Source organism: Corynebacterium sp. KPL1818 (genome assembly GCF_000478135.1).
GTDB classification, from domain to species: Bacteria; Actinomycetota; Actinomycetes; order Mycobacteriales; family Mycobacteriaceae; genus Corynebacterium; species Corynebacterium accolens.
Genome location: NZ_KI515758.1, coordinates 663240 through 689347, shown reverse-complemented (window position 1 = coordinate 689347; position 26108 = coordinate 663240). Strand labels below are relative to the sequence as shown.

Below are 26108 nucleotides of genomic sequence, written 5' to 3'. Positions count from 1 at the left end.
CCTACAAAACATTTGCACCAGAAACCACAAACTTTACGGAATTCACCCCCACTGCTTTTAAAATTCACACACCGCAGCTACTCATAATGTGAAATCTCCCCCACCGGTTGGCTACCCCCGCCCGGCGCGCCAGGCCCCGTATGCCAGGGGCCTTTATAGCCCGAGCACCGACTTGGCGATGAGGAAATAAATGATCAGACCCGTGGCATCGCAGAACGTGGAGATAAACGGATTGGAAAATACGGCGGGGTCCGCGCCAATGGTCTTTGCAACGATGGGCATCAGCCCGCCCACCGTGGCGGATATGGAACAGATTAAAAACAACGTCGAGCCAATGACTAAGCCAATATCCACGCCGTAGACCACCGTTGCCAGGCCGAGTCCCGCCAAGCCCAATACGGCACCAAGCAGCATGCCCACGCGGAGCTCGCGCCAGAGGACGGCGAGGAGGTCGCGCCCGCGGACATCGCCAAGCGCCAGCGCACGGGTCACCGTCGTTGCTGCCTGGTTTCCCGTATTGCCGCCGGTACCGGTCAGCAGCGGGATAAACAGCGATAGCACCACGGCCTGCGCCAAGGTGTCCTCGAAGGCGTCTAGGACCCGCACGGTCAACAGCGCAGATACCGCAAGAACCAGCAGCCACACGATGCGGGACTTCACCAATTTCAATAGCGGCGTGGACAGGTACGGCTGCTGCAGGGCCTCGGTACCACCGGCGCGCGCGGAGTCCTCGCTATCCTCTGCCTCGACGATGTCAATGGCATCATCCCAGGTCAAAAGCCCTACCAAGCGGTCCGAATCATCCACGATGGGCAATGCCAAAATATCGAGCGGCAGGAACCACCTGGCGGTTTCTTCCGCATCATCATTGGCATTGGCGTAGATGGGGCTTTGCATGATGTCCCCAATCGTGGTGCCCTCCTCCGCGGTAAAAATCTCCCGCAGCGTCACCACGCCCACTAGGCGGCGATCCGCGCGGGTAATGGGCACCGCATAAATGGTTTCTAGCTCATCGGCCTTCGCGCGCAGGGTCCGCAGCGCTTCCTCCACGCTCATTTCCGGATGGATTCCGGGGACTTCGGGCGACATGCGGCGGCCCACCGAGCCCTTGGTGTAGCCCAAGACAACCCCGGTGACATCCCGCTTCGATTTGGTAAGCGAGCGCAGCAGCCGATCCGCAATCTCCGCCGGCAGCTCATCCAACAGGGCCACGCGGTCTTCCGGCTCGAGTTCATCGAAGAACTCATAGACATCAGCATTGCCCAGCTCATCGATGATATCGGCCTGGTGCTTGGCGTCCAAGGCATCAAATACCACGATGGATTTACGCCGCGGCAACAAACGCAGGGCCAGCGCGGCGCGGATGGCATTTTGCCGCTCGACGATGGCGATGAGCTCCTGCAGCGGAACCTCATCAAGCAGCGCCTGCAAGCGGGGTGCCTTTTGCGGGTCAATGGCAGAATCCTGCTTCAACCATGCCTCGACCGTATCGCTGGCCTGCTCAGTAGTATCCGCCATCGCCGTCACCTTGCCCTTCTCGCCCCTCATACCGCGGCGCCGGTGGCCACAGTAATTGATATAGCCTCACATAGATTACGCGTATCCCCCATCAGCACACAGCACTGCGGCGGAAAACTTTGCCTTTAGGCAAAAACACCCCACAGGGCAAAGGCCGCGAGCAGGGAGACCAGCCCCGCGCTACTGGCCAAGACGGCGGCGCCGGGGAGGTGGCGGTGGGTTCGCAGGGAGGCATCGACAAGCGATGCCCGCTTCCGCACCGCCACTATCAGCACCAGCACACCAGCCGCGAGCGCCAGCAACGGGAGAAACACGCTGACGCTGACCACCCGCATGACCCCTAGGAGTATCACCGCCAGTGCGAGGATAGTGCGCTGCCACGATAGGCGGGTGCGCTCGGGCTGCAAGCCGGGGTCAAAGAGCTCCCCATGCGGCTGCGGGCTAGGCAAGTAACTCGCCTACCAGCAGCACGGCCGCGATAACGACGATGGTGCCCACAAGCACCGGGATGGCGATGCTAAAGGGCAACGGGCGCTGTTGCCGCAAGGCGCGCTCAGCCCGCTTCCATTGCACCCACGCGACTACCGGCAGCACAATCGCCACCACCAGCATGAATGTGGAGACCACCGCGCGCAGCGTCGCCGGCAGCGGCACATCGAAAGCCTCTAAGGCCACTCCCCCGGCAATCAGCGCGAGCGAGGTGCGGATCCATGCGAGGAAGGTGCGCTCATTCGCCAGCGTAAAACGCGGATCAGGGTCGCTTCCTACCCCAAATACCGAGCGGGGAAACCTCGAATCGCTCATGCCTTCCTACCTTATATTCAATGTCCACCCTTGGCGCGATAAGGCTGCGAGCCTACCCGCCGGCCACCTCGTTATGATCGGGGCCATGATTGAAGTCGCAGCAATCGTTTTCCGCAATTCCTTTGGCCACGTGCTTGGCGTACGCAAGGCCTCATCCACGAAGTTCCAGCTGCCGGGCGGCAAGCTAGAAGAAGGCGAAAGCCCTGTCCAGGCCGCTGCGCGCGAGGCAGAAGAAGAAATCGGCGTCCGGGTTCGCCTACCTGAACTTACTGAGCTCGGCACCTTCACTGCCCCCGCTGCCAATGAACCGGGCCAGACCGTCCGCGGGTATATCTTTACCTACCCGCGCCCCGTCATCGCCCACGCCGCAGCCGAAATCGCCGAAACCGCCTGGATCGATCCCGCCGACCCGCAGTGCGAGCTTGCTGATCTCCTGCGCAGCGAGGTTTTTCCGGCGCTGTAAAGTGGTCAAGCCCGCGCATCAACAGAGAGCCACGCCTACACCCCGTCACCTGCGCCAGGGCAGAATCATGAGCCAGCGAGTCACCCTGGGATCAACGGGGTGCGGTGTACTACTTATTTCGACTGACGCCCTGCATTCTCCGCCCACACGCGCACTCCCACAGAAGCAGCAGTCAGAACAACAATGAAGATGGTCACTAAGCCGATGCCTATTACATCGGTCAGCCACAAAACAATTAACACCAAAGAGGCAACTGCTAAAGCGAGCAAAATTCCGTTCTTTATCTTCTGCGCTTTATCCATAGCGCCATTATTCACGATAAAAATTCACCACGTGACGAGTTCATCCTTTTGAAAAATCTCCTTGCGCTCCAAAAGCGCCCTCGGAGAACTGCATTTCCACTTCATGCCCGTAGCGAGGGAATAGTCGTGTCCCTGCTTGCAGAATAGGGGCCTGGCTCCTGCTTGGTGGCCACCATTCTTTGTCGTTTACCCCGTTTAACCCGCCGTTTAGGACTGCCGTTTAAGCTGGCAAAATGACGAAATCCCGAGCGCAATTGCCCGGGATTTGTGTGGCGGAGATGAGAGGATTCGAACCTCCGGACCCCAGAAGGGTCAACTCCTTAGCAGGGAGCCCCATTCGGCCGCTCTGGCACATCTCCAAGTTCAGAAAGAACCGTAAAAGACAATACCTGCCGCATGCGCCACGGCCAAACTAACCCCCTGGTTTTGTCCCCGGTTTTCTTCCACGCGCGCAGGAGGGACGACCTAGAGTGGTAGCCATGATTCGCTCCGACTTACGCGCCATCCCTGGCTACGTGCCCGGCGCGCGCCACGATGATGCCCTCAAGCTCTCTTCTAATGAAGCCACGCAGCCACCGCTGCCTGAGGCCGCGGAGGCTATGGCCCGCGCCGCTGCCGAGGCCAATCGCTATCCGGATATCGCGGCCACCGAGTTGCGTGAGGATCTGGCCGAGCACTTAGGCGTGAATTTTGACCAGGTTGCGGTGGGCACGGGTTCTTCCGCGCTGTGCCAGCAATTGGTACAAATCACCACCACGCCCGGTGAGGAAGTGATTTTCCCGTGGCGTTCCTTTGAGGCTTATCCCATCTTTGCCCAGGTGGTGGGTGCGCACCCCATCCCGGTTCCGCTCGATGCGGACCAGCGCGTGGATTTGCCCGCAATGGCGGAGAAAATTACCTCAGATACGCGCCTGATTTTCGTCTGCAATCCGAATAATCCTTCCGGCACTACCGTGACTAAGGCGGAGTTTTCCGAATTTATGGACGCGGTGCCAAGCGATGTCCTCGTGGCCCTCGATGAGGCCTATATCGAATATAATCGGAATGCCGATACCCCGCTGGGCACCGAGCTTTTTGGCACCTATCCCAATGTGGTTTTCCTGCGGACCTTCTCCAAGGCCTATGGTTTGGCTGGGGTGCGCGTGGGCTATGCCTATGGCCCAGAAGACGTCATCGCGGCGCTGAATAAGGTAGCGATTCCGTTTTCCATCAATGCCGTGGCCCAGGCCGGTGCCCGTGCCGCGCTAGCAGCGCAGGATTCGCTGCGCGAGCGCACCGAAGAGACCTGTGGGCAGCGCCAGCGCGTAGAAAAGGAACTGGCAGAGTGGGGTGTTCCCCACTCGGAGGCCAACCACGTATGGCTGCCGGCGGCGAATATTGAAAAGCTAGGAACGCCGCAGGAATTAGCCGCACGCCTAGCCACACGCGGCGTGCTCGTTCGCGCCTTTAGCGAAGGCATACGCATTACCATTACAACTAAGGAAGAAACTAACGCCCTGCTCCGGGCGTGGAACGATACCGTAGGAGGCTAAATGCGTTCGTTAACCAATTTTGCCCTCAACGTAGTCGCCATCGCGATTGCGCTCTGGGTCGTAGTGGGCATTATTCCCGGGATTTATATCACCCCGGATAAGCTGGGCAATTTCATTGCCGTGGCCATCGTTTTCATCATCATTAACGCGGTGGTCATGCCCGTCCTGCGTTTTATCGGCGCCCCGCTGACCTGCCTTACCCTGGGTCTATTCGCGCTCGTCATCAATGGCGCCGCCCTGCTGATCGTGGAGTGGACGCTTAATACCTTTGACTTAGGAATTGGCCACCTCGTGGTCAATTCCTGGGGCTCTGCAATCTTCGGCGCCATCATCTTGTCCCTGGTCAGCAGCCTGGTCAATTTCTTTACCAGCCCACTGCGCAAGCCGGTTTAAAGGAACGGGTTATCCCCCGGCGAAGGGTGGCAGCACGTCAACGCGGGAAACGCCCATGAGCGGTGAATCCGCTTGGGTGTTCCCGGCGCCATCGATAAGAAAATTACAGCGCCCCAGCACCTCTTTCATGCTCATACCGGCCTCTGTGGTGCCGGTGTGGTCCTTGCCCAGCTGCTCTATGAGCTGGCCTAAGGTGGTGGGCGCTTTTACCTGCTCCGAAGCAACGCCGGCCGCGGCACGAGCGGCGGCGAAATAGTGAACGGTCAACATGCTTTCTACTATGCCCGCAGGCTTCGAACGTGTCGAACTCGCGGGTAAACTTGGCTCTATGCGCACTCCCGAAACCCACGCACACGAGGTCGCGGCAGCCCTCGGCCCGCGCCAAGTCATCTCCCGGCCCTTAAGGCAGGCACAGGAGATGGTCCTTGCCGCCGATGTCTATGCCGCCTTCCCCTCGCCGCGCTTTAGCAATTCCCAGATGGATGGCTACGCGCTGCCCGCCACCGCAGCCGGATCGTACGAGGTCGGCCCCACCATCGCCGCCGGCGCGAATCCCACCGAGCTGCTGGATGGTCCCTTGCACACCGCCTGCCCCATCATGACCGGAGCCAAGGTTCCAGAGGGCACGGCATCCATCGTGCCGATTGAAAAATGCCAGCCGCAGGAATTCCTCCAGCCGGGCGAGACCATTACGGTTCCGGCCACTGAGGAGGGCCAATTCATCCGCGGGATAGGCACGGACCTCGAGCAGGGCGTTCTCCTGGCCGCCAAGGGCCAAAAGCTCACCCCGGTGCGCCTGGCCGCGCTGGCCTCCCAGGGCATCGAGGAGGTCAGCGTTTATCGCCCAGCCCGCATCCTTGTGTGCACCGGCGGCGCGGAAATTGGTACGGGTGTTACTGCTATTCCCGATGCCAATGCGCCGCTCATCTCCGCTATGGCCCACCGCGCCGGCATCGAGGTCGCCGGATACGTCACCACCGATGATGATCCAGAGGTGCTCACCCGCGCGCTGGAGGAGGCCACGCAGGACTACCTCCCCGATGCTATCGTCACCTCCGGCGGGATTTCCGCAGGTAAATACGAGGTCATCCGGCAGGTGCTCACCGGCTGGTTTGGCCACGTGGATCAGCAGCCCGGCGGGCCGCAGGGCATCGCCAGTTTCCATGGCACCCCGGTCATCTGCTTGCCCGGCAATCCGATTTCCACCATGGTGAGCTTCCGCCTCTTTGTGGCCCCCACCCTGGGCTGGGCGCCCGCAGCATATCGCGTACCAATCGCGCACGCCATCGAGGGCCTACCCCACAAGGATCAATTCCGCCGCGGGTACGCCGAGGCGCAAGCCCGGGTTACCGGCGGCGCTAGCTCCCACCTGCTGGCCCAAGCCGTCGATGCCACCCACCTCATCCGCATTCCTGCTGGTAAGAGCCTCAGCGCAGGAGAAGAAGTAAAGGTCTATCCCCTATGAGTTCTGCTCGCACCGCCATTGTTTTGGTCGCCTCCACCCGCGCCGCCGCCGGGGTCTACGAAGATCGCTCGGGCCCCATCGCGGTAGATTTCTTGCGCCGCAAGGGCTTCGACTGCCCCGCTGCCCGCGTGGTGCCCGATGCCGATATCGCCGCAGCGGTGGACCAGGCCTTCGCCGAAAAGCCCGCGGTCATCCTCACCTCCGGCGGAACCGGCCTGACCCCGGACGATCTCACCGTCGATGCCGTCCAACCCCACCTCACGCGCGAGCTTCCCGGCATCGCCATGGCCTTTTGGAATAAGGGCCTAGAGACTATCCCCACTGCGGTGGCCTCGCGCACGGTCGCAGGTGTCAATGACACCACCTTTGCCATGACCCTGCCCGGTTCTACCGGCGGGGTCAAAGATGGGTGCGCCGTGCTAGATGAATTAATCGTCCACATCGTCGATATGTTAGAAGGAAAACATGAGCACTGATCCCTCTTATGTCGCCGCGCAGACCGGGCTCACTGTCGGCACGATGCTGACCGAGCAGCCCCTCGAGCCCCTCCTTGCCGCGGTCAAAGCTGAGGTCATCACCCCAGCCATGGGCGCGGTGGTCACGTTCGAGGGCATCGTGCGCGACCACGATGGCGGCCGGCCCGATGTCACCCAGCTAACCTATACCGCACACCCCAGCGCCCCGGAAAAGTTGCGCGAGATTGTCGATGAAGTAGCAGGCCAGCACCCCGTGCGCTTGTGGTCGGCCCACCGCACCGGCGATCTACAGGTGGGCGATCTGGCCTTTACCGTCGTCGCCGCCTCTGCCCACCGCGGCGATGCCTTCCGCGCCGCGGAGGCCTGCGCCGATCGCGTCAAGGCCGAGGTTCCCATCTGGAAGGAACAAAGCCACGGCGATGGCTCCGTCAACTGGGTGGGCCTCGAATGAGCATCCGCTATGCCCGCCAGGAAGCCCTGTGGGGTGATAAGGGCCAACAGAAATTGGCCGACTCCCACGTCGCGGTCATCGGCGCGGGCGGGCTTGGCTCACCAGCGCTGCTCTACCTAGCAGGGGCCGGGGTGGGCCGCATCTCGCTTTTCGATGACGACCTCGTCTCCCCCTCCAACCTCCACCGGCAGGTCATTCACACCACCGCCTCCATTGGCACCGCAAAGACCGAATCGGCCGCGGCGGCGGTGCGCGCCCTCAACCCTGAGGTGGAGCTCATCTGCCACGGCCGCCTAGAATCCGCCACCGCCCTCGAGCAGCTGCGCGGCTGCGACGTGATCCTCGATGGGACGGATAATTTCGACGCCCGCTACCTGTGCTCGTGGGCCGCCCACAGCCTGGGCATTCCGCATATTTGGGCCTCTATCCTGGGCTTTGATGCGCAGATGAGCGTCTTTTGGTCCGGCAAGGGCCCTGTGTACGAGGATGTCTTCCCCACCGCCCCGGCTCCGGGCGAGGTTCCGTCGTGCTCCCAAGCCGGCGTCTTGGGCCCCATCGTCGGCACGGTGGGATCCGCGATGGCCTTGGAGGCTTTGAAGATCATTACCGGCGTCGGCACCCCACTTATTGGCACGCTCGGTTACTTTGAGGCGCTATCTGGGACCTGGGAGTATATCCCCATCCGCCCCACCGGCGCGCAGCCTACCCAGCCAGCCGATGCCCCCGAGGTCCGCGAGATCCCCGCGCACGCCCCGCTTATCGATGTCCGCACCGACGCCGAGCGCGCCCGCGCCGCCATTCCTCATTCAACGCATCTGTCCCTCGACCGCATCCTCGCTGGCGAAGACCCAGACATCGGCCAGAGCGATGCCGCCGTTATCTACTGCGCCAGCGGCATCCGCTCCGCGCAAGCCGTCCACGCTTTGCGCGAGCGCGGATACTCACAGGTGGTTTCCCTGCGTGGCGGCATCAACGCGTGGTTGGAACAGCACGGCATGTCCTAGCCCAGCCGGGCGATGGCCCTTCTAGCGCCTTTGTTTGTCTTCCCTGCCGCGAACAAAGAGGAACCAGATAAGCGGCCCCAAGAAGGGAAGGGCAAAGGTAGCGGCGATAAAGAGCACCTTGGCCGCAATCGTGTACCCAGAAGCGATAATAGAAATGACCGCCGCAATCCAGAACGCGACGAGCAAAAGGATGGGCAGGAACCCGAGGAACCACCACGTGTCATTAGGGTTAGTGGATTCCGCTGCTGCTACATAAAGTTCCGAGGCACTCATGATGTCCTTTCGTCGAGTAATGTTTATCTCTAGGACAAAGCCAGCAAACAACCACACCTGACTTGCCCTGTACATTTCCAAGATTAAGTCTGCGCCGGACTAGGCGCGTCATCCCCCGGTATGAAATGCCGCAGCAGAATCCCACCGATCTAAGAGGTCTTCCGGTGCCCCGTCATCTCTAGGTTCGCTTTATCACCATCTAAGGTGAGGTTTCCCGTAAGTTCATGCGTGGCCACAGCACCCGATTCGCCTTCCCCATGGGCACGCCACGTTACGGTCACAGTATCGTCAGTCCACTCCAGCTGATTAATATGCCTGCGTGCTGGCTCCATTCCATTACGGGTCCAGTCTTCTACCTGGGTAATGTAATTCAGGTCATTGTCATAAATGAGCAAATTATCCGGCCAGGCCACGCCGCCTTGATCGCAGACATAGGTAATGACAGCTTCATCTTTGCCATCGCCGTTGATGTCGGCGTAAGCACCCTTAGGGGTTCCATCCTTGTTGAGCTTTAGCCCGGCGGCAGCATTGGGGTATCCAGTCTTTAAATGCTCGGGCAAAGTCCCATCCACCAACGTGCCGGAGCCATGATCACACAACGCTGGTACCCACAGCGAATACAGATCCTCGACCGGGATGATCTTATTCTCCCCAGAACCTGCTTTTCCCTCGGCCTTTTCCGTCACGGTTTCCGTGGCTGGTTCTTCCTTAGAGCCCTCGCCATCAGCATCGGCGCCATCAGCCCCGGATGCGATGGCCTCCTCATTGGCAGCCGAGTTCACGCTGGAACCGGTGAAATTCGGCTTATCGTCAGCATTATTAGCTTCATCGGAATTTGAACAGCCGGTAACAAAAGCGACAGCGGCTACCGCGAGGATCGCGCAAGAAGAAGAGAGAATTTTAGGCATAAATGCAGCATACCGCGTCGCGGTGACGAAAACGTAGACCTCCGGATCAAAAGCTACTGGAACATAGGCTGTCTCTCCTACCCATCTTCACACTCCTTCCACCTGAAGTGTTTGAAGTGGAAATATTCAATTATGGTAGCCTTACCTAAACTAGGTATAATCCTCATGCTTTGAAGGGAGTCTCTGCCGCTGCAAATATCGGCCCTAGGCGGGATTCGGTCTCAACCAACGGTGGTACCGCTGGGGCATCGGCCAGCACCAGCTGAATCCGCAGGGGCGAACCACTAATTTCCATGGTGCAGACGGCAGCGTCCGATTGCACCTTTGGTGCAGATGTATCGCAGCGCCATTCGCTTCAACGGCCTGGAGGCCGCAAATGAATCGGATGTGCTGCGTATCTCCGGCTAGAAACCGCAGCGTCTTGGAGATCAGCCGCCAAAATGGGCGAGGTTTAGAAGATGAGAAGCGAGGGCCGAGACGAATGTTAGTCCGAAGGTGAAGGTGGCTGCGAGGTTGAAATCCATCCGGAAATATCGCGAAGTTCTGGGAATTTCTCTTCCCATCGCTGGAGTGCAACTTGCCGGAGTTGCATTGACCACCACGGACGTATTGATGCTGCAATCCGTGGGCGTACTGGCAATAGCCGGCGGCGGCCTAGCGATGCAGCTGTACAACCAGATCCGCACGATGTGCGTGGGCATGGTGACGGCCGGCTCAAATCTTGTGGCTGAAGCAGCAGCAAAAATGGAAAAAGAGAAAACCTCTTGTCAAAATTGCGAGACGGGAGCAGAGCAGATCCGGCGGGCTGTGCGCTCCTCCTTCGCGGTGGCCACAGGCACTGCAATTCTCGGCGCGTTACTGGTCATCGCCCTAGGCGGATTGGTCCTTGTTCTGCCCATCGACAAGCACGTGGCCCAACTCACCTTCGCCATGACCCTAGCGCTCGCGCCCGGTCTAGTCCCGATGATGTGGCTCAATGTCCTGCGTCAATACGCCGTGGGCATGCGAAAACCCGGATCCCTGCTAACCATCACGCTGATATCGATATTTATAAATATCGCATTGAACTGGTTATTTATGACATGGGCAGCATCGGACTACTGGAAGGTAGCGGGCATCGGGCTTTCTACAACTGTCATCCAACTGCTTACCTTCCTGGCCTTCCGGATTGTGATACTGCGCATTCCCGAGCTACAGCCCTACTTCCACATCCTTCCGCGTAAAGGAGATGGGGAGACTATCTGCCGCCTCGTCCGCCTCGGGATACCAGTCAGTCTGACCTATGGCTCGGAGGCTGCAATAACAACCATCGCCGGTTTAGTGATGGGGACGTTCAGCCCACAGATGCTAGCGGCGCACAATATTGTGAACCAACTGGCGTACATCGTTTACCAAGTGTGCATCGGCTTTTCTCACGGCGGCTCGGTGCTGATCACAAGGGCTCGGGCCGAGAGTGCCGACTCAGTACGCGAGATTACCCGGCGCATATTGTTCGTCGTGTTCACGTATCTGGGAATAATGGGCGCGCTGTGGCTTCTGCTGGGCAGGTGGGTACTGCATCCTTTCTTAAAAGAGGCAGATCCCACCACCTTTCACATTGCCGTCTTGCTCCTATGTCTCGCGGTACTGCAACAGTTCGCCAAAGGAATCCAAAACGTGGCAGTGGGCCTACTGAGAGGCCTGAAAGACACCACCTCAGGGCTACGCTGCACCCTCATCGGGTACTGGCTGGTTGGCGTCCCCGGAATTCTGACATTTGGAAAGCTCCTCGGATGGGAAGGATATGGCGTCTGGTTAGGACTCATCATGGGTTTCGCAACCACGGCAGTACTGCTACTACGCACATATTCCTGCCGCCTGAATAAACTGACTTAACGGGAATGTTGCGGGGGCAAAAGCTTCATCACCCATTGAAAAAAACAAAGGTATGGCTAACCTAATAGATCCACTTGGAAGAAAGGATTGCCTTGTCCCTCACGACAACTAGGGCTCGCGGTTTTAAAACCCCACGCGCCCCTCACCACCGAATGGCCCGCGTAGTCGCCTCAGCCGTCACCGCCACTGCCCTCCTTATGACCGCTGCTTGCAGCACTAACGATGAACAACAAACCGCAGATAACGGAGAAAAGCAACAGATCACCGACATTCTCGGGCGCGAAGTCGAGGTCCCGAAGAACATCGATCGGGTCCTCATGGGCGGACAACGGATGCTTTACACGACATCCATCCTCAACAAAGAAAACCCACTTCAGGGCATCGTTGCCTGGCCAGATGACCTGGAGCAGAACGACCCTGGCACGTACAAGAAGTACGAACAGAAATTCTCAGAGATCGAAGATATTGAGCAAACTGGCGAAGTTTACGACGGCTCGATGTCCGTTGAGCAAGCTTTGAATTCCCGTCCAGATGTCTTCATTGTCTCCGCAAGCAGCTTCGAAGCTGCTCAGGATGCTGGCATCGTAGACGGTCTAGAAAAGGCCGGAATCCCCACCGTTACCGTCGACTACTTCACCGACCCGGTGAAGAACACCGCACCGAGCGTGCGCTTGCTCGGCAAGGTACTCGGCCACGAGAAGGAAGCGGAAGAGTATGCCGAGTTCTATGAGTCCAAGGTGAACATGGTTCAGGAGCGCCTAGAAAAAGCCAAGGCCACCCCCACACCGACCTTCCTCTGGCGAGCTCCCGGCTACTTCGACTGCTGCTCTACCTTCGCTAAGTCCAACCTAGCCCAAATTGTTAACGCAGCGGGTGGCGAAAACGTGGGCGACGATATGATCGACGCCAAGCAGGGGCAAGTCTCTCCCGAGGCGCTAGCTGAAAAAGACCCTGACGTCATCATCGCCACCGGCGCAGACTGGACCGGTGCCAAGCAGCAGCCAAAGAAGAATGGCTTTGTTCCGCTAGGTTACGATGAATCGACCGAACAGGCAGCCCAAGACTTCCAGCGCGTCGTTGACGGGCAACCTGTCCTCAAGGAAATGCGGGCTGTCAAGGACAAGCGGGCCTACGCTGCGTGGCATCACTTCTACGACTCCCCGTACAACTACCTAGCCATCGAGTGGTTTGCCAAAGCCATGCACCCCGATCTGTTTTCCGATGTCGACCCGCAGGCCGATTTGGAAGAACTACATGAAAAACTCCTCCCCGTGGAAGCTAGCGGTACCTTCTGGACTGGTCTGCCATGAGCAGCGGAGCACGAGCGCAATCAATTACCACTGGAAGCGAGGTGGACGACCAAAACTCTACCCCGCAACGGCAACGCCCCCGGTCAAACTGGTACCGAACAGCTAGCAGGCGAAAGGTAGCGATCATCGCAGGGCTTACGGCCCTGCTATGCGTCACCATTGCCATAGATTTCCTCATCGGCAGCAGTTTGAACGCAAATGAGGCGCTCTACGTGCTCTTTCATCCCAGCGATTCCCGCCCAATTGACCGGCAGATCATCTTTGATATACGTCTGCCTATGACCGTCACAGCGGTGCTCATCGGTGGCACCCTCGCTGCTGCCGGCGCAGAGATGCAAACCATCTTGGATAACCCCTTGGCAGAGCCCTATACGCTGGGCATTTCCGCCGCTGCGAGCTTTGGCGCAGCCTTTGCCACCGTCTCAGGATTCACCGCGGCGGGAATCGGGGCAGCGCTGGGAATGGCGGGCAGTGCTTGGGTCTTCGCCCTCGCGGCTTGTGCGGTGATCGTCCTATTCTCTCGGTCAAAGAGCTCTGGTACCGAGGGAATGATTCTGCTGGGCATAGCCATCGTATTCCTCTTTGATGCTCTGCTAGCGCTAATGCAGTACCTCGCCTCGCAGACTCAATTAGAGCAGGTGGTTTTCTGGACCTTGGGCAGCCTTACGCGCGCTACGTGGCCTCAGATCGGCCTTCTCGTGGTCATCTCATTAATCGGAATTGCCTACTTCTACCGCAATGCCTGGACACTGACCGCGTTTCGAATGGGCGACGACCGCGCTAGGTCCATGGGTATCAACATTCCAAAGCTGCGCACGTACACACTGGTGGGAGTCTCCCTCATGGCGGCAACTGCCGTTTCGATGGCCGGAACAATCGGTTTCATCGGACTCGTCGGCCCACATATCGCCAGGATGCTCGTTGGTGAGGACCAACGCTTCTTCCTTACCACGTCCATCATCTCAGGTGCACTTTTGCTGACCTCAGCCTCAGTAGTATCCAAGCTGATCCAGCCTGGGGCGATTCTGCCTGTCGGCATCATCACCGCGATTGTGGGCGTTCCCGTGTTCGTCGTCCTCATTGTTTTGCGACGCCGCCCCCGGACCGTCTCCCCCACCTAATGATCGCCTCTTCCAGTACTTCCTGCCCCAGAAAGGACCCCCTCGTGGAACAACTGCCCACGGTTCCGCCAGAACCCACACTTCGGGTAGATAACCTGTGCTTTTCCCATGGAGACGCACCGATACTGAATGACGTATGTCTCCCAAAGATCGAAGCTGGAACCGTCACCGCCCTCGTCGGCCCTAATGGCGCTGGTAAGTCGACTTTGCTGCGCTGCATGGCTAACCTATGCCGATTCAGCGGCGACGTCACTGGGCCCGAGGCAGTATATTTGCCACAGGATCCCCCGCCGGAAAGCACCCTTACTGTATTCGAATCGGTGCTTCTGGCACTCCAGCATTCCCGGACGGGATTCAGCGGACTACGGGTAGCCACATCCACACAGGACCGAGTCAGCTCGGTCCTCACGCGGCTGGGGTTAGAGGACCTAGAATCCCGAACAATGTCCCAGCTCTCCGGCGGCCAGCGTCAATTAGTAAGCTTCGCCCAGGCCATCGTATGCCGGCCGCAGGCATTACTACTGGACGAGCCAACCAGCGCTCTCGATCTAAGAAATCAGCTCATCCTCATGGAGCATATTCGCGCCTATGCAGCTGAAGCACCCGCGGCGGTCGTGGTTTCAATGCACGATCTTTCACAAGCAGCGCGCTTCGCTCACCGCATTGCGGTACTCCACGCGGGCACTGTATACGCACACGGAGCAGCTGAGGATGTGTTAACCGCGAAAATGTTGCGTGAAGTCTACCGCGTAGAAGGAAAAGTCACCCTTACTGACGACGGCTCTGCAGCAATCACCACATCCAGAGCCATATAAGGGGTTGCTCGAGTTTATCTAGCCGCATCCGGTCAGATTCTAGGGCCTGACCCCGGAAAGTGGACACGTCGGGGGTCAGGACCCTTCAGTGCTTTTAGGTGTGGACTATGTTGACAAGCTGATGCGGCGTCAGCGCCGGATGGTGGGTAAGAAACCCAATCTCTGGTAGAGCTACGTCGGCGGGGTGGTTATCGGGACTGCTCTAGTGCTTTGTCTACAACATCTTGGTTGAGATAGAAGCCGTCGCCTTTTTGCACCAAAGCTCCTTCATCCACGCGTGTGTTCCACCAGATTTCGTAGGGTGCGATACTGCAGAGGAAGCCTGACTTTCTTTCCTCGATAAGGAATGAGTGGGTCAGCAGTTCGTCTAGAGAATCTGGCTTATTGCCGGTTACGTCTTCAATTCCTTGGAATGGGGCATCGTGTTGAAGAGCCCAGTACACCAAATCGAGGAAAGCGAACAGTTCTGGAGAAATCTTTGTAACGTTCAACGTCGTCTTTTCAGCAGCCCTGCGAATATGACTCTCCAGACCAGGTGTTGGCGTTAGCTGGATTGCTCGTTGTAGTTTGTCGACAAGTGGTCCCTGAGTGCTTCTTTTGTGGACATAGTTTTTATCTTCCTGCGTTTCGTCTTCGTCGTCATCCACATAGTCAGGATGAGGGCCAAGAAGGTTGAGAAAATCAGCAAAGGAATCAGCGATTTTAACTATTCCTTCAGGGCCGTCAGCTTCATCATCGCAGTACAGAACACTCAAATGAGGGTATTCTTCAAGCCCGTAGTTGATTGCGAGGTATTCGTGCATTCCAGATTCGGAAATCCCAAACAGCAAAACCTCATTTGGAATTTCATACTCATCGGCTAGAAAGTGGCCATAGTCAACGAGATCATTCGGATCTCCCTCACGGGTTTGCCCATTGCCTAGGATCTGCTCGACAGATAGCTCATAGGAATCGTCACCGTCGTATGGGAATGTTAAAAAGGAGTTTTTGAGGGAAAGAATTCCTGCTCCTGACTTTTTAATTAGTTCTCGGTATTCTTCTGGGAGCTTTTTGCCTAAGGCTTTTTCCAAAGAGCGAATACGCAGTGATGTGCAGTTTTTGCCTGGAAATTCGAAGTCAATCGGGTTACTCGTCATTTTGGTCTCCTATGCGTTGATGTTCTTTCCCCACTTGGCGTATCCACCGGAATGGCGGACTGCGTTATGGAGATCTCTTGGGATTAGTTGCATTCTTCCCGTATCTTGATGGTGATGCCAGACTAATTGATTTTCTCTACGGTATTTGGCATCGATACCCAAAGCTTTATCAGCGGCTCGAATATCTTTGTACCGACGGCCAGTGGGAGTAATAATGAGATCCGGTTTTACCCCTTGTTTCATTACACCAGCATCGTATCGTTGAACATGATTCGTGAAGTCAGGGAACCCTTCCTTTGTGAATGGAATATCCCCGTATGGCCAATTTTCAGGCATGAGCGACCGGTCGCCGTTTCTCCACACGCCTCCAGCGTATCGCCCGTTAATAGGATATCGACCGTTAGGCAACGGCTTAACAGTTGAGGGATATTTGCACTTGGAAGCAATGGTTGCGTAAGAGTGTGCTCCTGGCGCTGGAGTGTGGTACACACCTGAGCGAATGGTCAAATGCTGGGTTCGATAAGTAGCAACTCCCAGCCCAGCACAAGCGGCTGGTATTAGTGCGTCGTCGAGTGCAGCTTTGACCGGAGAATATTGAATAGCGCGTTTAATGGCGCCAGTTTTTCCAATCAGCTTACGGATTGCAGGTATAGCCTTGATGAGCTTTCCTGCTTTTCCTATAGGAAGTAGGCCAACTGCTGTCCATAAACATCCCGACACGTCACCGTGAAAGCATTTTAAGACATCGGTAACGCCAATAAGATCAAGGATGAGGTCTAGGCTTTCTTTTCCAATAGCGTCTTTAATTTTCTGTAAAACGCTTTTTGGTTCCGTTTTTATAAGACCTTCGGCTTGTGCTGAGCGCGCTTGCTCTAGTTCTGCCATTTCTTTTTCCCAGGCGGCAAAATAAGCGTCATTAGCAGCCTGGGATGCCAAAGAAGCATCTTGCCCTGCAGCGTTTGCTGATTGACGTGCAGAAGCTGCGGACGTAGCCGCGGCCTGTGCCGCTGATTGTGCAGTCGCTGCGTAGGATGCAGCTTGATCTGCATTGGATTCAGCCTGATTTGCATCTGCCTCTGCTGAATTTGCTGCCTGATGAGCTCGCTGCTGCTGTTGGAGAGCGAAAGAAAGTGCTTTACCGGCAGACGCAACATGATTTTGAGCCTGTTGCGCTGACTGCTGTGCGCTTCCTGCCCAACGTTGAGCTTGACGTGCATATTCTGCAGCGCGCTGCGCGTCACCAGTTGCCTGTTTGTGCGCCTGCTGAGCATTAGCTGCTTGTTGTGACGCTATTTCTGCGGCATACTGTCCAGTACTGAGTAAAGCGTCTATTTCTGCATTATGAGCATTGCGTTGCTCGTCCAGCATCGCACGGCGGTACTGCTCAACTGAGATGAATTCATTGAGCTGTTGGCGATCTCCAGTAACTGCCGCCTCGGGCCTGACCCCCGGAAAGTGGACACGTCGGGGGTTAGCTATGCTGCTCTAGTCAGTGTAGCTGAATTCTCGGCTTCAAAGACGTCAGGAGCTGAAAGATTGCACCAGGAGTGCCGTCGGCGTGTGTTGTAGCGCATGCACCACCGGAAGACTTCTTGGCGGCAGGAGATCGGATTGTCAAAGACTTTCCTGTCACGCAAGATTTCCCGCTTGAGCGTGGCGTTAAACGATTCTGCTAGGGCGTTATCAGCACTCGTTCCTACCGCTCCCATAGACTGGCGCACACCCAACGACGAGCAATAGTTCCTAAAGGCTTGTGAGGTGTACACGCTGCCGTGATCAGAATGGAAAATTGCCCCTTTAAGGCTTCCGCGGACTTTCCTGGCATGGGACAAAGCTTCGATAACCAGTGATACCCGCATGTGATCGGCGAGTGCATGTCCGACAAGTTTGCGCGAGTAGACGTCGATGACCGTGGCCAGGTACATGTTCTTGCCGCCCTTACACGGCAGGTACGTAATGTCGCCTACATAGACGTGGTTTGGCCTGTCAGCTGTGAATCTGCGGCCTACTAGATCTGGCATGACGCGGTGACCAGGCTTACGCCTGGTAGTGACGCATCGGCGGCGTTTGGTAAAGCCTTTAAGTCCCATGGATTTCATGATTCGTGCGACTTTCTTGTGATTTATCGGGCCAAAGCTCGTATCGGCTTTAAGGCTTGCAGCGATGCGTTTAGCACCATAAAGCCCGTATTCATCATCGAAGATGGTCTTGATTCTTGCACCAATAAGAGCATCCGAACACGTCTTTAACCTGCGTTCTTCGCGGGTTTGCACCCATTTGTAGAACGAGGAGCGATTGAGCTTTAACACCTGGCACATCCGCTTAACCGAGAATTCGGTTCGGTGGTCATAGACAAACTGGAAGCGGATCACCAGTGAGTCTCTTCGGCAAAATATTTCGCGGCCTTGCGCAGGATGTCACGTTCTTCGCGCAGCTTTGCGTTCTCTTTTTCTAACTGGCGGATCCGTTCGGAATCATTCGCTGCTTGGACCTTGTCGCGCATGCTTTTTGTGCGGGCACGTTTGCCGGTGCCGTACTTCTTGATCCAAGAATGCAGCGAGGCACGGTTGATACCGAGCTCTGCTGATGCTGAGTTCAGTGAGAGGTCCTCATTGTTTTCGTAGAGGGCCACGGCATCGCGTTTGAACTGTTCGGAGTACCTGGACATGGTGGTAGATTACCTTTCTTCCAGCCCGACTGGGCTGGATATCAGGTGTCCACCAAACAGGGGTCAGGTCCCTCAGCTGCAATCTTTACTTCATCACCGCCAGTATCAGTTAATGCATAAGCCTGCTGAAGTTGATCTAAGTAGCGGGCTTTTTCGTAGCCTCCCTTGTTGATGAATCCGTCCAACGCGGTAAACGTTCCCTCTTTGAGGGCCGCGTCAGCTGCAGTTTGAACCTGCGGTCCTGCTTCATCTCTTAAAGCCCAGGCTTGTTCAATAAGCCCAGGAATACGCATTTCTGGAACTGTCACGTTGACGAACTCATCGATAGTTACGTCATCTTCATAGCCGGCTTCATCAGCAGCATTACGTATTTCTTCGTTGGGATCGTTCAGTGCCCAATGGCTGACTAGATTTAGGTTGTCTTCATATACCGCATCTGGGTATGCATTAAAAGCATATTCAATAAGGTCTTCTTCATTGTTTCCCGAAAGTGCCACTTTGGCTGCCCCTGCTACAGACGGGGTACCAACCTGCGCCGCACTTAGCGCAAGTTGGCGAAGATCAGATATTGCGTTTTCGGAAGGAGTAAATTCGCTTTCGTCGGCTGGAAGAGAAGAACGTATCTCTTCCATTTTCTGAGTTAGATCGTTCCTGCGTTGTTCTTCTTGATTCCTATTTGCGTCTGTGGTGTCTTGAACTTCGCGTGCAAGTCGAGCTTGGTCTTTAAGGAAATCCCGTTCTGTACGAAGTCGTTCTTCGGCAACGGTTAATGCTTGCTCGTGGATAGATTTAGCAAGCTGGATGTTGTTTCGTGCTCGTTCTGCAGATTCACTAGAAAGCTGAGCGTGTTGCCCTGCAAATTGTGCTGCATAGTGAGCATTTCCTGCTTCACGAGCAGCATCATCTGCTGCTTGTGCTGATTTTTCGGCATGCTCTGCAGCTTCTCTAGCGGCTTTGCGGGTTTGCTCTACCAGGCTACGGATAGTCGCCACTATCCGGTCAACTTCGTTAGCTGCTGCCCTGGCACGTCCTGCTGCTGCTCTAGCGCGTGCGGCGCCTGCGCGAGCTTCATTCGCCGCCTGCTGGCTAACGCCTGCTGCATTAGCTGCATCTGAGGCTGCAGCTGCGGCTGCGTCCGCGTTACGGGCAGCTGATCCTGCTGCCTGACCTGCAGATTGAGCATGTCCTGCGGCCCCCTCCGCGTAGCGATAGGCTTGTTGAGATTGTCGTGCAGCCTGGGCTGCATTGCGGGCATTCTCGGCAGCTACCCGCGCCCCTCGTGCTGCAGCAGCATCGTAAGCCGCAGCATTTGCGGCAGAAGCCGCTTGTGCTGCAGCGGACTGAGCGCGAGCAGAAGCTGCCGCAGCTCTTGATAAAGCAGCAGCAGTCTCTTGAAGAGCAGCTCGCGCCTCATGAGATGCAGCTACAGCTTGATCAGCCATATTGGCTGATTGAGTAGCTAATTTTCCAGCTGCTGTTGCAGCATTACCTGCTCTTTGTTGCGCAGAATCTGCTGCTAAAGCTTCATCGCGTGAACGTTCTGTCGCAACTCGTGCAGCTTCCGCGGCTCGCGCTGCACGATCCGCTTGCATCCATGCTTTGTTATTTTCCTCTGTAGCTGTCTTAGATTCTTTAATCGTAAGATCTACCAGCTGGGACACCGTCATATGCTCAGCATCTTGATCAGCAGCCACATACTGCCCATAACGAAGAAATTCGTCAATTGCTGTATCTGTGCCAATTCGGAGTGCTTCAGATGCGTTAGCGGAAACAGTTGGCAATTCTGAATCTACGAGCTCGTAGACTTCCCTGCGCTTATCATTTGCCCGAGCCTCATCCTCACCCTGGGCAGCAAATTCACTGAGCGCTTCTACTGTGTCCTCGCGCAGAGCTTTATCAGCAGCGGATTTTAGACTTGTTCCTTCTTCAGCTTGAGCCGCCTGCCACGCTTGAGCTCTATCGTCTTTACGTTGAGCTTCTTGCCATCCAGTATCAATAAAATTACTTATCTCATCAGTCGAACCCGATTGAAGAAGACGATTTGCTTGCTCTTGTAACTGCTGTCCACCAACTGTTGACAAGGTAGTAAGTATTTGGCGCAGATCTTGTAGCTGTGCTTCTTCGCGACCGCCATTAACATACGCAGACCACTCGTGTTCCGATCCGCTTAGTGCAGCAATTGCTGCTTGACGCGAAGACTCGAAAGAAGTATCGAGCATGCTCACCGCGAAGTCACGTGCGTCTTGCTCTTGTAGAGCTTGCTCGGAAACTCTCAAACTGTCAGTTTGAGCTATAGCATTTGCTGAAGAAAACGTTGTGCCCAAAATAGCCGCAAGTAAGACACAAACAATGCGAACCATTTCTAATTGCAGAGAGATTGTTTTGCGCGGCATGCTCTTAACCTCTTACTTTCCTGGAAGCGCTAACGCTTGGTCAACAAACCACACAGATTCAGCACTCTTGAATGAAGTTGTCGTTACGCCCTGGGAACCTCGTGTTGTCAGAACGCGAGACTGATTTAGAGCCGAAGACAATCGCGTTCCCGTAGGAGTTTCACTGACTGTGGAAGGACACCACGTAGCTCCTTGGGGAGAAGGGGAAGACAATGCTGATACCGTTCCGTTTGTTCGCATCGTCAGATACACGCCAGGATATGCAGCGGCCTCAAGCGATATGCATTGGGAGCCGTCTAAAGCTGGGACTACTTTAAAAGAACCATCAAGTCGATCGTTAAACTGTGAGTTTCTATCAAGCGTGGATAGCTCAACCCCAGACCAAGAAAGACGAAGAATTCTTCCTGCTGCATTGCGCCCTGCAGAACGCAAGCTAACGACATTCGGGGACTCAGCGTCGATATCTAGATTGCCGGTTGCGGCTCCGGTAGAAGTCGCAACCGGCGTAACTTGAATTTCCACAACGGTAGAACCACGGCGATCAACATCGATGTTTTGTACGCCTCCGGGTTTAACGACACGCTGCCAGTAGACATCACCGCCAGGGAGTTTAAAAGCAACAGCTACCGGGACTTTAAGCTCATTAACGATTCCGTAGGAACCGGTAATGCTAAGCGCAACCCAACCAGTCGGCTTTGTTAAGAAAAAACAAGCTCGAGAGCCAGATAGGGAAGCCGAATCGACACGAATGTATTCAGAAGACGTACCACATTCCTTTTGGATGATCCCGCCATCGCCGGCAGTGATCTCCACATCGTCTGCACCCAATGCAGGAGATACGCCTAGATTCATAAACGCTAAACCAGAAAGTACACCTACAAAAAGACGTTTAAAAGAAAAGTTCATTATTTTTCCTTAAATTTAAGTAGTCCCTGCCTACTTAGACAGGGGGATATAGGTGGTTTTCGAAGTGTCAATGGTCGATCGCAAAGTTCCGGCGAACGTTCCCCAGATCTGCGAACCAATATGATCGGAGCTGAAAGGGCCCTGAACTTTAGAGGTTTGAGTTGGACCAAAAGATTCAATAATGAGCCGTACCCACGTTTTATCCGAGTCGGTATAGGACGCCTTTGTCTCCTCATTGTCAAAAATGAGATCGCCTTCATCCACAGGAGGCTCCGTAACCTCGTCGAAGCGAACATTAAGAACTCGGCCATCGCCTTCTGGATGATCATCGGTAGTGACCAAGGAGAAACCGTCATCAGAAATCCGATCCACGGTTACTTTGTTTTTAACTCCGCCCATACCTGTAAAAGTGCATACGGAGCCCTCGGTAATTTCGTCAGGACACCCCGAGAGAGGAAAGTACTTATCCATGTTTTGGATAACCTCTCGATAGACACCCGTTGCATGCCACCGATTAAGTTCCGACTTGGAAAAGAGAGGGTAAACCTGACGGTAGCTAGAGATTTTCTTTTTATCGAAGGAAGCCAAAGCCTTGCCAGTAGGTTCAAAATACTGAATAGATCCGCCCTGGAAATCCTGCTTTATGCCTCCGCCCGCAGCATATTTTTCCGATGTGGGAAACTTCAAAGAGCTACGCTCCCATCCCTGACTTCCCCAAAAATCCCGAATGGGCCCAGAAATACTGTGACCTCCGCTAGCTGGTGACCAGTAGATAGATCCGCCCTGAAAATGGTTGTAGCGCCCAGTCTTTTCCGGGGTGAGCAACTCATCGGTGGTTGGGTACCCTAGCTCACCGGTCTCCCATCCTTGCTGAGCCCATTTATCACGAATTCCTCCCCACACTTGATGAGCATCAGTCTCTGGCGACCAGTAGATAGACCCGCCCTGAAAATGGTTAAACCGCCCCTTACCATCAGGGGTCTTCAACTCATCAGTAATGGGATACCCCAAGGCCGCGCCTTCCCAGCCAAGATCTCCCCACTTGTTGCGAATACGCCCACCTACCTGGTGAGCAATTCCATTATCTACACCAGCATGCCAATAAATGGAGGCATCCTTAGCGAACACTTGGAACCGACCATTATTTTTAGCTACACGCTCATCAGTTGTAGCGTCACCAAAAGTCTGCCACCCACCAAGCCGGTGATACGCCTCTTCAATACGACCCCCAATCCAATGGCCGTGAAAACCTTCGCACTTGAAATACCAGCACCAGCAAAAGTAACACTTGCGCATACCGCAATAGTTGCAGTCAACTTCTTGGCGAATTTCATCCGTAGCCCTTTCATTCCACCACACTTACAACAGCTAAACTCCAGATAATTGGCAGCTAAGGTTAGGGTAGCCTTACGTATACGGGTAGTCCATAGTTAAATATTTAGGGACTTTCTTAAAGCCTAAATAATTCACCAAAACGCCAGGTAGCACATGTACATTCTCGATTTTCGCACCCTCGAACGACACTCGAACCAACCTATATGGGGGTATACTAAACCCTGATCTAAACATTCATCCTGCACATACAGCCTGGACAGTGTAAGAAACTGAGAGCTTCCGCCCCATTTGGGCAAGGTGGGGTCCCGGTGTTATGCCTTGTAGTTGTCTCTGTAATCTGGTAATAAGCAGCGGAGGTCATGTATGGGGGTATTAATTTCGTGGGGTGGGCCTAGGCAAAAGCCAGCCTCAACAATCCCACACAAGAATGGCGCACTAGAAGAGACATCGTCTGGGACAACTGAGGTTACCCTCGTTTAGTGGACACCCGATTAGTGCGGATCTTGTGTCCGTAGGAGAGGATGTTCATTGTGAGTTCGTCAAGGAAGAAGTACACCCCGGAGTACCGGCAGGAGGCCGCCAGACTGGTCATTGAGTCTGGGCGCCCAATCGCTCATGTGGCTAAGGAAATTAGCGTATCAGCCACAATTTTAGGCAGGTGGGTCAAACTTGAGCGGGAACGCCAAGGCTCGGTAGATGGCCGCAGTGATGCCGATATACGAGCCGAAAACGCTCGCCTGCGTCGTGAGTTAGCTGAGGCCAAGATGGATAATGAGTTCTTGTCAAAAGCCACCGCCTTCTTCGCTGCGAAGCAACGCGATCGGAAAAATTTGAGCTAATGCAGCCAGAGCAAGGCGAACTACAGCATCAAACGAATGAGCAGGTTATTAGAGGTTTCTCGTTCTGGCTACTATAAATGGCAAAAGGCTCAAGCAGTACGGCTTCGCGGTGAAAATCAGCGTCAGAGATTCCTCGACCAGTTAGACAGAAAAATTCATGACATCTGGCAAGATTCTGACGAAGTCTACGGTGCCCCACGGATTACTGCAGAACTCGCCGAGGATGGGGTCTATGTCAATCGCAAAACCGTGGCCAAACGCATGCGGATGATGGGTATTGAAGGCATCTCACCCAGGGCGTTTGTTCCCGTAACGACGATTCAATCCAAGCGGAAGTCCACGCTTCCAGACCTAGTGAAACGCCTATTTGATCAAGGGCAGCTTAATCGAGTGTGGATGTCGGATATTACCTATCTACGCACGAATGAGGGCTGGCTGTACCTATGCGTTATCCGCGATGGACACTCCCGCCGAGTCCTCGGCTGGTCCATGGATAGTGTGCAGGATTCTTACCTAGTTGAACGTGCACTGCGCATGGCTTACACCCTGCGTGGTGAAGTACCCGACGGCGTGGTCTTCCACGCCGATCGTGGTACCCAGTTCACCAGCGAACAGCTGTGGCAGGTCTGTCAAGAACTAGGGATTGCACAATCGGTCGGCCGTACTGGTGTCTGCTTTGACAATGCGATGGCCGAGTCGTTCTGGTCGACATTGAAGACCGAATTTTACGATCGGAAGAAATGGCGAACCCGCAACGAAGCCCGGAAGGCGGTGGCTCGCTGGATTGAGATTGTCTACAACCGGCGCCGTCGCCACTCGTCCATCGGGATGGTAAGCCCCGTCGATTTCGAAGCCCAGCTCGCTGATCAAAATGGTAATAAGAAGGCCGCTGCTTAACCCCTAAGCAGCTTAACTACGTGTCCACGATTTGCGGGCAACCCCACAACGGCAAAGTCACCGTCCGCTACGCCGGCAAACTCTTCCACCTAGGCATCGGTCGCGCATTCAAGAAACAAAAAATCCTCATGGTCATCGCCGACAACCACATCACTAGCTGCGACCGAAGAAATCATCACCGAGCACTACATCGACACAGCCCGCGACTACCAAAAGCCGGGCCTGACCCCCGGAAAGTGGACACGTCGGGGGTTAGCTATGCTGCTTTGGTCAGTGTAGCTGAAGTCTCGGCTTCAAAGACATCCGGCGCTACAAGATTGCACCACGAGTGCCGCCGGCGCGTGTTGTAGCGCATGCACCACCGGAAGACTTCCCGGCGGCAGGAGATCGGACTGTCAAAAACTTTCCTATCGCGCAAGACTTCCCGCTTGAGCGTGGCGTTAAACGATTCTGCTAGGGCTTCTATCAGCACTCGTTCCTACCACTCCCATAGACTGGCGCACACCCAACAACGAGCAATAGCTCCTAAAGGCCTGTGAGGTGTACACACTGCCGTGATCGGAATGGAATATAGCCCCATAAAGACCAAGCTCATCATCAAAGATGGTTGTGATTCTCGCACCGATAACGGCATCAGAATACATCTTTAACCTGCGCTTTTTACGGGTTTGGACCCATTTATAAAACGAGGAACGATTCAGCTTTAACACATGGCACATCCGCATAAGCCGAGTATTCGGTTCGGTGGTCATAGACAAACTGGAAGCAGAACTCCAGTGAGTTGCTTTAAGCAAAATATTTAGCGGCCTTGCGCAGGATGTCACGTTCTTCGCGTAGCTTAGAGACCTCTTTTTCGAGCTGGCGGATCCGTCTCACGATTCATTCGCCGTTTGGGCTTTATCCTGCATGGCTTTTATGCGGGCACGTTTGCCGGTGCCGTACTTGGTGACCCAAGCATGCAGCGAGGCACGGTTGATACCGAGCTGGGCTGATGCTGCGTTCAGCGAGAGGTCCTCATTGTTCTCATAGAGGGCCACGGCATCGCGCTTGAACTGTTCTCAGTACCTGGACATGGTGGTAGATTACCTTTCTCCCCAACCCGACTGGGCTGGATATCAGGTGTCCACCAAAAGGGGGTCAGGTCCGCCCTACTGGAAAAAAGGAGACCCACCCCTGGACCCAAAACAGGAAAAACCGGCACCCCAGAACAAAAACAACTGAGAT

24 protein-coding genes, 1 tRNA gene and 3 pseudogenes are annotated in these 26108 nt (G+C 55.4%); 13 read left to right on the top strand and 15 right to left on the bottom strand.

The features are described from left to right. Nucleotides 1–153: 153 nt before the first annotated feature. The 3 genes from mgtE to HMPREF1261_RS03165 all read right to left on the bottom strand — a co-directional run bounded on the left by mgtE (nucleotide 154) and on the right by HMPREF1261_RS03165 (nucleotide 2322). Nucleotides 154–1518: a magnesium transporter gene (gene mgtE, locus HMPREF1261_RS03175; RefSeq protein WP_034657872.1), complete on the bottom strand. Its 1365-nt coding sequence runs from the start codon at nucleotides 1516–1518 to the stop codon at nucleotides 154–156. Between the two features lie 125 nt (nucleotides 1519–1643). Continuing rightward, nucleotides 1644–1967 carry a DUF202 domain-containing protein gene (locus HMPREF1261_RS03170; protein WP_023029950.1) on the bottom strand — a complete coding sequence of 108 codons (324 nt, stop codon included), beginning with the start codon at nucleotides 1965–1967 and terminating at the stop codon, nucleotides 1644–1646. Beyond that, entirely contained in the window at nucleotides 1960–2322 is a 363-nt protein-coding gene (locus HMPREF1261_RS03165) for a YidH family protein (protein ID WP_023029949.1), read from the bottom strand. The genes HMPREF1261_RS03170 and HMPREF1261_RS03165 overlap by 8 nt, the downstream gene beginning before the upstream one ends. Before the next feature lie 85 nt (nucleotides 2323–2407). On the opposite strand from HMPREF1261_RS03165, the gene HMPREF1261_RS03160 reads away from it, so the two are divergent. Beyond that, entirely contained in the window at nucleotides 2408–2785 is a 378-nt protein-coding gene (locus HMPREF1261_RS03160) for an NUDIX domain-containing protein (RefSeq protein ID WP_034658026.1), read from the top strand. A gap of 113 nt (nucleotides 2786–2898) precedes the next feature. Here HMPREF1261_RS03160 and HMPREF1261_RS03155 read toward each other — a convergent pair whose 3' ends face one another. After that, nucleotides 2899–3087: a hypothetical protein gene (locus HMPREF1261_RS03155; protein WP_023029947.1), complete on the bottom strand. Its 189-nt coding sequence runs from the start codon at nucleotides 3085–3087 to the stop codon at nucleotides 2899–2901. 270 nt (nucleotides 3088–3357) lie between these two features. After that, nucleotides 3358–3446 (bottom strand) — tRNA-Ser (locus HMPREF1261_RS03150). A gap of 120 nt (nucleotides 3447–3566) precedes the next feature. Between HMPREF1261_RS03150 and hisC the strand changes: the two genes are divergently transcribed. Together hisC and HMPREF1261_RS03140 are read left to right on the top strand one after the other, a co-directional pair. Beyond that, on the top strand, nucleotides 3567–4619 hold the full coding sequence (gene hisC / locus HMPREF1261_RS03145) for a histidinol-phosphate transaminase (RefSeq protein WP_034658023.1): 1053 nt from the start codon (nucleotides 3567–3569) through the stop codon (nucleotides 4617–4619). Continuing rightward, nucleotides 4620–5012: a phage holin family protein gene (locus tag HMPREF1261_RS03140; protein WP_023029945.1), complete on the top strand. Its 393-nt coding sequence runs from the start codon at nucleotides 4620–4622 to the stop codon at nucleotides 5010–5012. It abuts the gene before it with no gap. Nucleotides 5013–5021: 9 nt separating this feature from the next. On the opposite strand, the gene HMPREF1261_RS03135 is transcribed toward HMPREF1261_RS03140, so the two are convergent. Then, a complete protein-coding gene (locus tag HMPREF1261_RS03135; RefSeq protein ID WP_005276363.1) occupies nucleotides 5022–5282 on the bottom strand; it encodes a MoaD/ThiS family protein in 261 nt (86 codons plus the stop codon). A gap of 58 nt (nucleotides 5283–5340) precedes the next feature. Here HMPREF1261_RS03135 and HMPREF1261_RS03130 point away from each other — a divergent pair, with 58 nt between their 5' ends. Genes HMPREF1261_RS03130 through HMPREF1261_RS03115 form a run of 4 tightly spaced genes read left to right on the top strand, consistent with a single transcriptional unit; the run spans nucleotide 5341 to nucleotide 8408 of the window. Continuing rightward, nucleotides 5341–6477: a molybdopterin molybdotransferase MoeA gene (locus tag HMPREF1261_RS03130; protein ID WP_023029944.1), complete on the top strand. Its 1137-nt coding sequence runs from the start codon at nucleotides 5341–5343 to the stop codon at nucleotides 6475–6477. Beyond that, the gene (locus HMPREF1261_RS03125) at nucleotides 6474–6953 is read left to right on the top strand and encodes a MogA/MoaB family molybdenum cofactor biosynthesis protein (protein ID WP_023029943.1); all 480 of its coding nucleotides are present in this window, start codon (nucleotides 6474–6476) and stop codon (nucleotides 6951–6953) included. Before HMPREF1261_RS03130 ends, HMPREF1261_RS03125 begins: the two co-directional genes overlap by 4 nt. Next, nucleotides 6943–7404, top strand: coding sequence for a molybdenum cofactor biosynthesis protein MoaE (locus HMPREF1261_RS03120; protein ID WP_023029942.1), 462 nt, complete (start codon nucleotides 6943–6945; stop codon nucleotides 7402–7404). Before HMPREF1261_RS03125 ends, HMPREF1261_RS03120 begins: the two co-directional genes overlap by 11 nt. Continuing rightward, nucleotides 7401–8408: a ThiF family adenylyltransferase gene (locus HMPREF1261_RS03115; RefSeq protein WP_023029941.1), complete on the top strand. Its 1008-nt coding sequence runs from the start codon at nucleotides 7401–7403 to the stop codon at nucleotides 8406–8408. The genes HMPREF1261_RS03120 and HMPREF1261_RS03115 overlap by 4 nt, the downstream gene beginning before the upstream one ends. Before the next feature lie 21 nt (nucleotides 8409–8429). Here the strand turns inward: HMPREF1261_RS03115 and HMPREF1261_RS03110 are convergent, their stop codons facing one another. Continuing rightward, the gene (locus HMPREF1261_RS03110) at nucleotides 8430–8681 is read right to left on the bottom strand and encodes a hypothetical protein (protein WP_023029940.1); all 252 of its coding nucleotides are present in this window, start codon (nucleotides 8679–8681) and stop codon (nucleotides 8430–8432) included. A 149-nt stretch (nucleotides 8682–8830) separates the two neighbouring features. Then, nucleotides 8831–9589, bottom strand: coding sequence for a hypothetical protein (locus tag HMPREF1261_RS03105; protein WP_023029939.1), 759 nt, complete (start codon nucleotides 9587–9589; stop codon nucleotides 8831–8833). A gap of 513 nt (nucleotides 9590–10102) precedes the next feature. Between HMPREF1261_RS03105 and HMPREF1261_RS03100 the strand changes: the two genes are divergently transcribed. The 4 genes from HMPREF1261_RS03100 to HMPREF1261_RS03085 all read left to right on the top strand — a co-directional run bounded on the left by HMPREF1261_RS03100 (nucleotide 10103) and on the right by HMPREF1261_RS03085 (nucleotide 14710). Continuing rightward, nucleotides 10103–11464, top strand: a complete 1362-nt coding sequence (locus tag HMPREF1261_RS03100) for an MATE family efflux transporter (RefSeq protein WP_232207979.1) — start codon at nucleotides 10103–10105, stop codon at nucleotides 11462–11464. 152 nt (nucleotides 11465–11616) lie between these two features. Further along, nucleotides 11617–12774, top strand: a complete 1158-nt coding sequence (locus tag HMPREF1261_RS03095) for an ABC transporter substrate-binding protein (RefSeq protein ID WP_023029937.1) — start codon at nucleotides 11617–11619, stop codon at nucleotides 12772–12774. Further along, nucleotides 12771–13895 (top strand): iron ABC transporter permease, encoded by a 1125-nt coding sequence (locus HMPREF1261_RS03090; protein ID WP_023029936.1) that lies wholly within the window; start codon nucleotides 12771–12773, stop codon nucleotides 13893–13895. Before HMPREF1261_RS03095 ends, HMPREF1261_RS03090 begins: the two co-directional genes overlap by 4 nt. After that, nucleotides 13895–14710, top strand: a complete 816-nt coding sequence (locus HMPREF1261_RS03085; protein WP_051142510.1) for an ABC transporter ATP-binding protein — start codon at nucleotides 13895–13897, stop codon at nucleotides 14708–14710. Before HMPREF1261_RS03090 ends, HMPREF1261_RS03085 begins: the two co-directional genes overlap by 1 nt. A 188-nt stretch (nucleotides 14711–14898) precedes the next feature. On the opposite strand, the gene HMPREF1261_RS03080 is transcribed toward HMPREF1261_RS03085, so the two are convergent. The 6 genes from HMPREF1261_RS03080 to HMPREF1261_RS03055 all read right to left on the bottom strand — a co-directional run bounded on the left by HMPREF1261_RS03080 (nucleotide 14899) and on the right by HMPREF1261_RS03055 (nucleotide 23172). Further along, complete coding sequence (locus HMPREF1261_RS03080) at nucleotides 14899–15846, bottom strand: SMI1/KNR4 family protein (protein WP_023029934.1); 948 nt, start codon at nucleotides 15844–15846, stop codon at nucleotides 14899–14901. A gap of 9 nt (nucleotides 15847–15855) precedes the next feature. Then, nucleotides 15856–17214 (bottom strand): HNH endonuclease, encoded by a 1359-nt coding sequence (locus HMPREF1261_RS12360; RefSeq protein ID WP_023029933.1) that lies wholly within the window; start codon nucleotides 17212–17214, stop codon nucleotides 15856–15858. Between the two features lie 107 nt (nucleotides 17215–17321). Beyond that, nucleotides 17322–18514, bottom strand: a protein-coding gene (locus tag HMPREF1261_RS03070) for an IS3 family transposase (RefSeq protein WP_100067808.1) whose coding sequence is annotated in 2 segments (ribosomal slippage) — nucleotides 17322–18235 and nucleotides 18235–18514 — 1194 coding nt in all. Because the reading frame shifts where the segments join, the coding sequence is not laid out codon by codon here. Nucleotides 18515–18555: 41 nt separating this feature from the next. Then, nucleotides 18556–20907 (bottom strand): ALF repeat-containing protein, encoded by a 2352-nt coding sequence (locus HMPREF1261_RS03060; RefSeq protein ID WP_023029932.1) that lies wholly within the window; start codon nucleotides 20905–20907, stop codon nucleotides 18556–18558. Between the two features lie 12 nt (nucleotides 20908–20919). Beyond that, the gene (locus HMPREF1261_RS12355; protein ID WP_023029931.1) at nucleotides 20920–21813 is read right to left on the bottom strand and encodes an AbfB domain-containing protein; all 894 of its coding nucleotides are present in this window, start codon (nucleotides 21811–21813) and stop codon (nucleotides 20920–20922) included. A 30-nt stretch (nucleotides 21814–21843) separates the two neighbouring features. Further along, nucleotides 21844–23172: an LGFP repeat-containing protein gene (locus HMPREF1261_RS03055; RefSeq protein WP_232207978.1), complete on the bottom strand. Its 1329-nt coding sequence runs from the start codon at nucleotides 23170–23172 to the stop codon at nucleotides 21844–21846. A gap of 497 nt (nucleotides 23173–23669) precedes the next feature. Between HMPREF1261_RS03055 and HMPREF1261_RS03045 the strand changes: the two are divergent. Further along, nucleotides 23670–24884, top strand: a pseudogene (locus HMPREF1261_RS03045) (IS3 family transposase). A 47-nt stretch (nucleotides 24885–24931) separates the two neighbouring features. Further along, a pseudogene (locus HMPREF1261_RS12960) lies at nucleotides 24932–25163 on the top strand (hypothetical protein); the annotation flags it as partial. Here the strand turns inward: HMPREF1261_RS12960 and HMPREF1261_RS12710 are convergent. After that, nucleotides 25141–25921: pseudogene (locus HMPREF1261_RS12710) on the bottom strand (integrase core domain-containing protein). The pseudogenes HMPREF1261_RS12960 and HMPREF1261_RS12710 sit on opposite strands and share 23 nt — an antisense overlap. Nucleotides 25922–26108: the final 187 nt, after the last annotated feature.